The organism is uncultured Thiodictyon sp. (assembly GCF_903828115.1).
GTDB lineage: Bacteria > Pseudomonadota > Gammaproteobacteria > Chromatiales > Chromatiaceae > Thiodictyon.
Map to the genome: position 1 here is coordinate 1 of NZ_CAIKKU010000010.1, position 11,289 is coordinate 11,289.

General features: G+C 60.4%; 7 protein-coding genes and 1 pseudogene. 2 read left to right on the top strand and 6 right to left on the bottom strand.

From position 1 onward, the window contains the following. Positions 1-737 (top strand): Uma2 family endonuclease (locus QZY48_RS00280; RefSeq protein ID WP_295426353.1); only part of this gene is annotated, 737 nt, incomplete at its 5' end. 156 nt (positions 738-893) lie between these two features. Here QZY48_RS00280 and QZY48_RS00285 read toward each other — a convergent pair. The 5 genes from QZY48_RS00285 to QZY48_RS00305 all read right to left on the bottom strand — a co-directional run bounded on the left by QZY48_RS00285 (position 894) and on the right by QZY48_RS00305 (position 8,951). Then, positions 894-1,502: a TerD family protein gene (locus QZY48_RS00285; protein ID WP_295426355.1), complete on the bottom strand. Its 609-nt coding sequence runs from the start codon at positions 1,500-1,502 to the stop codon at positions 894-896. A gap of 84 nt (positions 1,503-1,586) precedes the next feature. Further along, entirely contained in the window at positions 1,587-5,366 is a 3,780-nt protein-coding gene (locus QZY48_RS00290; RefSeq protein WP_295426356.1) for a tubulin-like doman-containing protein, read from the bottom strand. A 41-nt stretch (positions 5,367-5,407) separates the two neighbouring features. Continuing rightward, positions 5,408-5,899: a hypothetical protein gene (locus QZY48_RS00295; RefSeq protein ID WP_295426357.1), complete on the bottom strand. Its 492-nt coding sequence runs from the start codon at positions 5,897-5,899 to the stop codon at positions 5,408-5,410. 86 nt (positions 5,900-5,985) lie between these two features. Beyond that, on the bottom strand, positions 5,986-7,458 hold the full coding sequence (locus QZY48_RS00300; RefSeq protein ID WP_295426359.1) for a hypothetical protein: 1,473 nt from the start codon (positions 7,456-7,458) through the stop codon (positions 5,986-5,988). 17 nt (positions 7,459-7,475) lie between these two features. After that, the gene (locus QZY48_RS00305; RefSeq protein WP_295426361.1) at positions 7,476-8,951 is read right to left on the bottom strand and encodes a hypothetical protein; all 1,476 of its coding nucleotides are present in this window, start codon (positions 8,949-8,951) and stop codon (positions 7,476-7,478) included. A 531-nt stretch (positions 8,952-9,482) separates the two neighbouring features. Here QZY48_RS00305 and QZY48_RS00310 point away from each other — a divergent pair. Continuing rightward, positions 9,483-9,965, top strand: a pseudogene (locus tag QZY48_RS00310) (IS1595 family transposase); the annotation flags it as partial. Between the two features lie 152 nt (positions 9,966-10,117). On the opposite strand, the gene QZY48_RS00315 reads toward QZY48_RS00310, so the two are convergent. Next, a complete protein-coding gene (locus QZY48_RS00315; RefSeq protein ID WP_295426363.1) occupies positions 10,118-10,801 on the bottom strand; it encodes a formylglycine-generating enzyme family protein in 684 nt (227 codons plus the stop codon). Positions 10,802-11,289: the final 488 nt, after the last annotated feature.

Below are 11,289 nucleotides of genomic sequence, written 5' to 3' on the forward strand. Positions count from 1 at the left end.
ACCACGCGGGCCCGAACGCGACCGGTGCCGCGCTGCTCGACAGCGACCCGGACGTGCAGTGGACCGGGGTCGATGCCGGCTATTCGCCGGACCCCGGGACCCTGCGCGCACCCGATGTCTCGGTGGCGGGCCACACGGGGGTGCCGGGCGGGGACGGCGGCTGGATCCCCGAGGCCCCGCCGCTCGCCCTGGAATACGCCGCCCGCGGACAGGACGAGGCGGACCTGCGGACCAAGATCGCCGACCTGCTCGCCCACGGTACCCGCCTGGTGTGGGTGGTACGCCTGATCGGCCCGCGCCGGGTCGAGGTCCATGCCCCGGGGCAGCCGATGCAGACCCGCGGGGTGGGGGAGCAGCTCTTGGCCCCGGGCATCCTGCGCAATCCGGTCCCGGTCGCCGCCCTGTTCGATCGTGCCGCCGCCCAGGACCTTATCCTGCGCAACCTCTTGCAGCGCCGCGGCTATGCGGACCTGGATGCTATCCATAAGGCAGGGCGGGAGGAAGGACGCGAGGAAGGGTGGGAGGAGGGACGGAAGGAGGGACTGGAAGAAGGACGGGAGGAAGGACGCGAGGAAGGTCTGGCCGACGCAATCCTGACCCTCCTCGCCGCCCGCGGCCTGGCGGTCGACGACACCACCCGCGAGCGCCTGCGCAGCACCCGCGACCCCGAGCGCCTGCGCGCCTGGCTGCTCGCCGCGGCCCGGGCCGACACCCTGGCCGGGCTGTTCGACGCCTGAGCGAGGTTATTGCCATGAGTGACGAGATGCCCCGTGCCTGGACCAACACTGCCCTGTGGATGGCAGCGGTCATTGATCGATGTGGCCGGTTTCGCGCTCGTGCGCGATGTGCTCGCGTGAGGACCCAGTGTGCGGCCGGGAAGCCGAGCAAATATCTCACGCCACGCTGACGCCAAAATGACCGCAGAGCGCCCTCAACCCACCCGCGAAACCCTGTCCCACTGCCCTGAATTTCCATTCGCCGCCGCGCCTGTAGATCTCCCCCAGAATCATCGCCGTCTCGGTACCCTGAGCATCCGGAAGGTCGAAGCGAACAAGCTCTGCCCCGGCCTTCATGTCCGAGAGACAAACGCAGGCCCCGCGAACCTGGCCGAAATCCTGTCGACGCGCGTCATCCTCATAAATGGTTACGCCGATCACCAGGTGCTGGATAGCCGTCGGGACCAGGTCCAGACTGACCGAAAACTCCTCGCCCATCTCTTGCTTGCCGCCAAATGACACGGAGCGGCACGCCGAGGTCACCTGATTGAAAAAGATCAAATCCTCGTCGCCCCGCACCTTACCATTCTCCGCCGTCATAAAGACGACGCCATCCAGATCGATCGCGTCGCCCGCGGCCGTCCGCTCATTCCATCCCAGGCCGATCCGTATGCGCTCGACACCGGGGAAGGTCTTCGACAGGGACATATTCATCCCCTTGGTCAATTTGACCACCATTGGCACCGCATTCGTCGCCGCCGCCGGATTCGGCCGTTCGACGACCACCGCCGGGTCAGGCTTCCCACAAAAGGGACAGAATTGAACCGCCCACCCCAGCGCCTCGTTGCAGAACCTGCATGCCAACATCGATCAGGCCCCAGGTGGCGGATCCAGCGGTGTCACCGGCACCTGGACAGCCCCAGGGATCGGCGGCGGGGTGCCCGGTACCGGCGGTGGGGTGACCAGCAGCAGCGCGGCAAGCTCAGGAACCTGACTGATCGGCAACCACCCCGCGAGGCCCTCACGCCAGGCAAGCGTCGCCACCTCCAGTTGCCGGGTCGCCAGTAACTGCTGCAGCTGGAGATAGGGATAGGGTCCCTGTTGCTGACCATTGAGCACGACGAAATACTGGTACTGCGGCACCACGGGGGGCACGCCAATCGGTGGCGGCAGCGAAGAGCCAAAGGCCGGCGGGGGCGGCGGTGCACCCAGACCAGGCGAGTACGCTTGTACATTCACCACGCCGGCCGTTGTTTGCGCATGAGATTGCGCGGGCTGTCCCAACAGGCTACCCAAGGCCCCGGCCTCGAAAAAGATCGGGAGCACAACACGCTTCACACGCGGTTGCTCACTTTCCTGAACCTCCCAACCATAGGCGTCCGCATTGGAGTTCTCGACGGTGCGGCTCCACGCATCGATCCTGTCAAGCGCCTGCCTCAGGCACTGGGCGCTATCAGCGTCGCTCACGCCCTTGCGTCGCGTCTTCTCGCGCAGATCACGCCCCAACTCCTCCGCGATGGCGGCCGCAAATCCCTTCACCGGTCTTTGACTACCCGTTTCATCCTCCACCAGACGGGGCGTATAGACCTCCTTGGCATAGTAATCGGCCAACACGGCCATACAGCCTAACTGAGTGGGATTCAGACCGCTGACGCGCTCGCTGATCTCAGCGAGGATCTGGCTGCGATAGGTCTCCGGCAGGCCATTCAAACGAAATGCGCGTTCATTGCCGATACGCCGACTGTCGCCACGGCTGACCGCAAACACATACTGCCCGGGCGGAACCGTCTCCCCCCTAGTGTCCCGGCTCAGTATGCCAAGCATCACGCCTAGCAAGAACTGATAAAATTCATCGGCCAGACGATTGAGTTCGGAAGTCGACGGGGCCAGTGGATGGGTGAACTGGGTGGAATCGCGGTGGGTATGGAGCGGAATCTTCTCAGACTCCTTGCGATAGCTGGTCCGCCACGCCTCCATGCCGCGCAGAGTGGTCAATGGGATGCCAGACAACTCACAATAACAGACGGCCCGACCGGGCATCCCGGTATCGACAAAGGCCACCTGCTGGGGTGTAATGCCGACACCCCCGGGTATCTGCATCAACAACTCATCCTTGAAGCGCTTCTCGTATTCCGTCGCACTGGCGACACCGATATAGCATTTGAACTGATCCGACTTGGGTTCAAAATCCTTCCCCCAACTGGCATCCACCCAGGGCATTGCCCGTGAGATCAGATCCCGGAATTTACTCTGCCTCTCAGTCGGGCTCATCGCCTCCAACGCGAGCAACAGCGGATCGCCTTCATCCGACTGCCGATGGGACAGCGCGGCAATCTGCTGTTCCGCCTTGACCCGCAACAGACCGATGAGCCGTTCACGCTCCTTGGGTTCCCCAAGCATCGGAAACAGTGTCCGCGAACCGCCGATATTGGTGAAAACATCATCGGCCCAGGCCCGAAGTTCATTCACCGCAGGCAGTGGCGCACCCTCGTCAGGGGTCGCCACCAGGATATAGGTCTTATGTTCCTTGTGCGTATCTTCGAGCAAGAGATCCACCTTGCTGTCCACCGAGTCGATCATGGCGACCACGGCATTGCGGCCGGCCTGGAACTCACCCACTAACCCGCTCCAGGTGGCATCGCCCCGCCCATCGATGCCCTGCCTTTCACCCAACCATTGGGATACCTTCTTCAATAGTGCAGAGGCGTGAGCAGCCGCCGTGGCGCGAAGATGAAATTGCAGAAAATGGCAGATCTCTTGTTTGATCTGGCTTAGGATCAGCCGCGCCTGCTCCTCCTTGTTGCCAAAACTGAACAAGCCGCCACCCTTGGTCTGCTCCAGGTTGCTCAACAGACGGTCATATTCGCAGGTGCGCACCACATCGCGTATTTCAGCATAGCGCCGGGAGTTGTCAGCCATAGCGGCGATCAGGCCGGTGCTGGGGTTTTCCAGGCGATCCTTTATTTGCTCGACGAGCGAAAGGACATATTCGAGACCGCCGTACTCCTTGTTGTCGAGATAGACATAAAGCTGGTCGCGAATCTTGACTGTCGTGTCATTGAACAACTCGGACGCATCGTGACTGACGCGATCCTCAGTGGTATCGGCGGTGGAGTCCTGGTCGCGCACCACGTCATGTTCAAGTTGTTTGACCGACTCCCGGATACATAGACCCCACTCGTCCTTGTTATTCGCCGTGGCAATCCGCTCGATGCTCGCCGCCACCTTTTGCAGCATCCCATCGACCAGTGACCCCTGACGATCGATCAGCAGGCTGTCGGTCATCTGGTAATCGGTAAATTCCGCGCGGTTGAGCCGTGCACGGGGGTCGCTGAGATCCGGAAAGTTGGTGAAGGCCCGCGGCACCAATTGGATATACTGGGCCATGAAGTCGTCGCGCTGCTTGTCCGTTGCGCGGCGTGCCCCGACATTGGCCATGGCGACACCAAAGAAGGCCTTCACCATCTCCGCCGTCCAGCGATAGGCACGCATGTCACGCTGCAAGCCACGCTGGGTATCCAGTACCGCCTGCCCAAATGCCGAATAACCCTGATAATATGACAACCGCATATCGCCATAACGGCTACCGGGCACCGGCGGGGTAAAGGGGCGATTCTTGTGCTGCTGTTGATTAACGGCGACCGAGCGCTTTTTGTTGGCAAATTCGATCGAGGCAAAGTCCTCGAACAGCGCATCGGCCACCATACCATAAACGTCTTTCTGATCGGCAGTATGGAACTGCGCCAGGTTACCCGAGTCGATCAGATACACCTCGTTGTAGGGTGGTTCATTGGCTAGGTTGTCGAGGCGATCGTACGCATCCCAGCGCGTCACGAAACGCGAGTTGCCCTGCATGCAGGTCTCGAGCTCCATGAATGAGGCATAGCCGTTGGCCTCGGTGCGCTCCTTATTGGCACTTTGATAGCCGGTGGGCAGAAACACCATCATCTCGACAGACGCTGAATTCACGGTCTCCTTGGCGATCCATTTCGCCAGCCACCCCATATCGAGAAAGGAGCCGGCGCCGGTACCCCCGGCTACCGAACCGATGACAACAATACGAAATTTACTCTGATCCAGATCGAGCCCGAGCGCCTTGAGTTGCGTGTCCTTGGACAAACCGCTCTTCAAGGACGCCAACTTTCCGCGAATCTTTTCCTTTATCTTTGGGTATTTGTCAAAAAAGTACAGGCGCGAGATCGCACGAATCTGACCGGCACCCTTGGCCGGATCGATCCCCATCTCACGGATCTTCTTAGGCGTCAGCGGGGACCAGTTCTCGATATGGGGGTACTTCGCCAGGTCGTCATCGCTGCGACTGTACCGCTCGATTTCAAAGGATTCCACCAGGCGGTCCTCGTCGGACAGCTTGACCGCGTCGGCTAGCGGATCGGTCCGCTGCGACTTGCCCGACTCCACCAGGGCACCTTGATCGAGATCGAAATGGATGAATTGAGCGACCGGAAAGTCCGCCAGGCTCGCGAGCCGCACCGGATTGCGTTGCGGCCCCCACAAGGCGCTAAGTATCCGGCGGCGCACCCGCAGAATCACCTCCATCCCGGTACCGCCCACCCCGATATACAGGGTCGGGTGTAGTTTGACGATTTGTTCCGCCGGCTTGGCGCGCGCCGCACTCTCTTGCTCTGCCATGATGCACTCCTAGTGTCAGGGATACTGTGTGACTGACTGGTTCACCGGCGTCCGGTCACCAGCATCAGTATCAAAGCCAACAACGCGACGCCCAAGAAACTGGCGATATAGATGGGCGTCAGAAACCGCGCCTGGTCGATGATCGCCAACACACCACCGGTCGCCAGGCTGGTCAATAGTACGAACAGCCACCAACCAGCCGCATTGGCAGAGCTCGGCGCCACCCGCTTGCCGACCAACATATTGGCATAAGCACCCTTGGCAAAGAAAAAGGCAATGACCAGGACGAGCAAAACACCGCCACCGACGGCCAGATCACGCGGCAGGGTATCGGACTCGACACCCTCTATGGGAGTCGGGGGCACCGTTGTTACCGCTGTCCCGGCCACAGGGTTTGCTCCCGGTGCTCCCCCGGCCGGCAGGTTTGCTGCCGGGCCATTGGGATCAGGCAGTTTGAATCCTTGGGGCGCAGGCTTCGCGGGCTGACCTTGATGGCCAACCGTGCTGTCGGATGTAGATGTCGTTTGGGCCATGGTGTTTCCCCGTTTGAATAGATGGGTGGAAGGGCTGTCAGAAAGTCAGGCGGTGCTGGAAGTCCGGGAAAGAACATTGACGATCGCTATTGGCCAACTTCAACGCTGTGCCCTTCTTTTCGGTCAAGAATCGCGATCCTGGCGATCCCACGCCTGACTCTTGCAATTGACTCACCCCCTGCGGAATACAATTGCTGAGAGCAAAAAGGCTTGAGCCTGCAGGTCTGCGCCTGGCCATCGATCCTCAATTGATAGACGCGCGGCCGGTTGCCAAGAATGAGCGCCGACAGGATCGACCCCAGACCCACCAGCAGGGCCAGACCGATGAGCAAGATCGGATAGGTGGGATAAATGATGCGAATCACAAACGGGATGCTGACCTGGGATGACAGGGCATCTTGGGGCGGCGCGAATACTTCAGAAATCAGGTCGCCGGGAAACAGTGTATTCAGATTATTGCGAAAGGCATCAGATAAGATGAGCCGCTGATTGCTCAGTTCCAGCTCAAGTGTGCCGTGGATTTCAAAGCGCGTGCCTAATGAACGCAACGCCTTGATTGACCAGATTGAAGGAATTTGGCCTAGTGGAATGGGAAGGGTAACCCTGATTTCTTTCCGTGCGCCGGGCTCCAGCAAGGCTATGCGCGAGGGCTCCGGGGAAAGCGCACTGCGCGATGAGGCAACAGCAAAGCTGGCCGAGATGTCCGCCGACTCGATAATATAGGGGTAAAACAGGTTTTCGAGTGACGCCAGGATCTCGACGCTGGGTTGCTGCTCGGCGACCGCCACATCCAATACAACCGTGCGCTGATCCGCGGCCAGTCCCACCGTGGTTCCGGGCTGATTCCTGATTTCCTGCGGCAGCAGGCGAACGGAATCCCGATCCAGCGGCTTCAACCGTGCCGGCTTCTCGGTAAATACCTGCCCGGCCCGTCCGCTGTCAATCAGGGAGCGCAACGCGGCGTCGGCCTCGTCGCCATAGGCCAAGGCATAGACCATGATGCCGGTAGCCTGATAGACCCGACCCTTGACCGGCATACCCAATGGAAAAGCAAGGGTTCTGGTGATCGTCGGCTCGTTATGGACCAATTCGTAAAACTCGCGATTACGCATGACGGTTGCGGAATCGTTATTCGGGCTGTTCTTGTTATTGGTGAAAATCCATATGATACCGGACTTGCCTTGAAATTGATCAACAATAGTACTGGTTACCGCTTCCTGAAAATGTGTGTCAGTCAAGGCATTGGATTTAGGCTTCTTAGCAACCTTGATGTCGGCGATGACGTCGTCTATACTACGAGTTTCATTGTTGGAATAAACCAACGCTGGCGATTTATTTTCGCCGACTGATTGGTTGAACACTGAAACGAAGACCTTATCCTCCGGACGCGTCACGGTATGGAACACGGCCAAAATAAGCGGCTTGAACAGCGATTGCGGATCACTATAAAATGGCTCCATCCACCCCGAATTCTGAATAAGAAAAGCCTGCTGTACCGCCATGGCAGCAGGCACCGGCGAGACGAGCGTAAGCAACAAGAACAACAAACGCAGGCGCATGATGATGTCTCCATTGATCAGCAGGACAGCAGTTTCCAGCCTGGGATATGCTGATCAAAATCCGGGTGATACAGGTAAAATTCGTTGCGATAAACAAAGGAGCTGGTCAGCCACGGGCGCGTCAGCTTTTTCGTGAAAAAGTCAATATCCCCATGTTCCATGACCAGCCGGAACACCACGGCATGTTTACCCTGGCTGTTGAACAGGTCGTCAGCCCCCTGATTCCAGGGGATGCGAACGCAAAACGCCGATTTGTTGGGGGACTCCAGCAGGGGCGCCACAATATGACGCGATCCCGCATCGGTCACCGTCTCTGGGTCAAGCCAGGGATGACTTCGCAGTTGCGTTTCCAGCGTAAAGTTGATCGTGCCGGAACCGAAGCGTGGTGAGGCGGTCTCCTGCCGTTCGGGCTGATTGCTCGCAAGCGACAAATATTCATAACGCCCCTGTGGCTGGTCGAAACCAAGCTGCCAGAGCACCCCGTCACGCGCACGATAGGGGCTGCCGAACTGGAAGCAGGGCTCGAACCCCGCTGGCCAACTGATAAATGAAATGGCGGGCTTATTGGCACTATCGTCAAATGTGAGTATCAGTTGACCGAGCCGGCTGAGCCATATGATGCGGCGCTGGTCCACTAAGGTTGCAGGAAAGGGTTTAGCGAGGAAATAGTGTTTGAATTCGAGCTGTTCAAACCGCAAGGTATTCCCGGTATCAATTTGAAGAACCCCGCCCCTGTCCCCATCAGCGATGACCGGGACGAACACACGCGCCCCCTGAAAACATACGGGAGAACCCATGCAACGCCCAGGGAACAGGCGCAGTTCATAGCTAAGATTCAAGATGTTGATATCGAGAAGCGCCAGCCCCCGATCGGTCGGGAGAAAGAGTTTCTGCTTGCTGGCATCGGGACAGGCCAACCCCCAATGGCTGGTGACGAGCGTGGACCCCGGCAATAATTGGTGCTGGCCGCGCAATTCTACCCACAGTGACAGCGAGTCGCGAAAGACGTATAGCATTCCTTTGCGCGGTTCAATGGCCAGTAGTGAAGCGCGCCGCGCGCCGAGGTTGCCGACGAGAAAATGGTAATCGCCGGGGGGCGGCAAGGGCAACTGGGTACCTGGGTCCTGCTCAGGTACCAGGGTTCTCGCCAAACCCAAATTGACATGGGTCTGGCGCAGCCCGGGCATTCCGAAAGGGTCCGGGGTGTGTCCGTGACCAAACGGGGGTAACCAGCTTTCCGATGTCGACGCCTGGGGCTCAGACAGTGCCTTACCCGTGACCGGCGAATAGCGAAATAGCCCGGGATACTGCACAGTGGCGTTACCCTCACGGCACAGACGGGCGCCGACGAGTTCTGCCATCTCGGGCGGACTATATTGGTCATCGGCAGGGCTTAGGCCATTGTAGTGGATCAGTCTGAATTGACCGCTCGGTCCGTCTTTGGTCCAAGTCTCGCTGTGGCCATCAGGATAGTCAAGATCCCATGTTTCCATTTCTTTACTCTTGCTCTTAATGCTGAGAATGCGCCAAGGCGTTCAGCCATGGTTCGCAGGGTGTCAGGACTCCCGCTCACCAACCATGATCATTGTTTTCGTTGCTGTTCTCTTGCCCCCGCTCGACTGGGCACGCGCAGTACACCACAAGAGTTACCCAGCCTACGCGAAAATTAGTAACAGTATGCGGTCCACGGGGTTTCGTCAAGCACAGGGCTGTCACCGGCCAACGGGCCATGGAAGTGTCGCTCAAGGGGCGACCATCCTGGCCACACGGAACCCGAACGAGGCCGCCCCGTCGGGGTCCGCAATGCCGCGGCTGGCGGAGCGGAGCGATTGCGCATCGTTGCACTAGGAACCGCCACCCAGCACACGCCGCTGGCTGCTTGAATTTGCCGAGCAGGTCGTCGACCGGAAAGGCGGCGATCACCGGGTTGTCGTGATGGTCCAGGAGAAAACGCTTGAACCCTCCAGTCTCAGACGGCTCGAACCGGCTGTCTTGCGAGGCGACATCACCGGCAATGGCATCTCCCTCGCCCGGCCAGAAAACGCGGGGGGGTGGCGGCGAAGCCCGGTCTGTCCCACGAACAGATCCCGGTATTGATCGTGCGTGACCGTAGCCGCAACACCACCGATGCGGTGCTTGCGCAAGCCACCACCGAGTGCATACGCACCGTGCTCGCCCCGATCCTCGACCCCGATGCCGTGCTGTGTTCCGACGGTGCCGCGATCTACCGTTCCTTCGCCGCCGAGGCCCATATCGCCCAGCAGCCCATCAATCTCAGCGCGGGGATTCGGGTCGTCGATAACGCCTTCCACATCCAGAACGTCAATGCCTACGACAGCCGCCTCAAGGGCTGGATGGCCCGCTTCTGCGGCGTTGCGACCAAGTATCTCCCCAACTATCTCGGGTGGCGCCGATGCCTGGAACGCTTCGGCGACGCGCTGACCCCCGCGATTTTCCTTGGTCAAGCCGTCGGCAGGGACAGCAGTCTGGCGGGGGCCAACACCTAACGCACACACAGCCTCCTGATAAGTGTGAAAAAGCGGTGGCGGCGGTGCTCGCGGCGCAGAGCGCCTGACGCAGGGGTGCACCGCTGGAGCGCTGTCAGCAGTTGGGCAGGCCGGCCCAGCGTGTTACCCGCTTGCTTCCTTTGCGCTCTGAGCTAAGGACCTCGGACGAGTCGAAACCCGAAGTTCCGGGAACGACCGCCGCGATCGTCGTGGATGCGGTAGGCGCTGCGGACATTGCGACTGCCGTTGATCCAGCTGCCGCCACGCAGCACTCGCCCTTCGCCCGTGGTGTCTTCCCAGGCACGGCCGTCCGCGGGGGCGCTCTGGTAGTCAGGGTGCCAATGGTCTTGGACCCACTCCCAGACATTCCCATGCATATCGCGGAGTCCCCAGGGGCTGGGCCGCTTTGCGCCCACCGGTTGGGTCTTACCTCCCGAGTTGCCTTCAAACCAGGCGTGCTTGCTTAAGGCATTCTGGTCTTCGCCGAATGACCAGCTGGTTTGGGTACCGGCGCGGCAGGCATATTCCCACTCCGCTTCGGTCGGTAGACGGTAGGTCCGGCCGGTCTGCGCGGCAAGCCATGCGCAATAGGCCATGGCGTCATCCCAGGAGACATTGATCGCGGGGCGCCGGCCGCGGCCCCAATGCATATCCGATGGTTGTTTGCGCTTGGTGGCCACGCAGAATCGGTCGTATTCCTTGAATGTCACCACGAACCGGCCGATGGCGAAGAATCCCGGGATCTGCACTTCGTGCTGCGGCTTCTCGTCGGGATAGGCCCGGTCGCCTCCTTCCGGCGAGCCCATGAGGAAGCTCCCCGGCGGGAGCCAGACCATCTCAGGCCCCCTGCTGCCATCTGGGAACTGGTCGTGGAAGGGCCTGAAAGGGGCTGGCGTCAGGGATCGACCAAGATTGAACAGCTTGAGAAACCAGCTAAACAAACTGGGCCTTGGTGACGTCAACGGGGTTTCTGCGGCGGGCTTTGACGAACCCTCGGGCTGGCGCACGGCGACGGGTTCAGGCGTTAGCGCGGGGTCTTCGCGACGGGAGGCCGCTCCCTCGGGGGCGGGGCTCGGGGGCCGCCGGGACTGGACCGCCGCGACCGCCCCCGTCTCCGGCACAGGTGACGGTGGCTGTGCTTCCACGACTGCGACCGGGCGAGGCTTGCCGCAGAACGGACAGTACTCGGTCGCCCAACCCAGGGGCGAATTGCAATTGCTGCATACCAACATCAGTTCACACTCCGTCGCACTGGGAGCGCCGCACCCCAGTGCGGCGCGCGCTCGCAGGCGACCGCGGCGTTGCGCGTTGCCGATAGACCGGG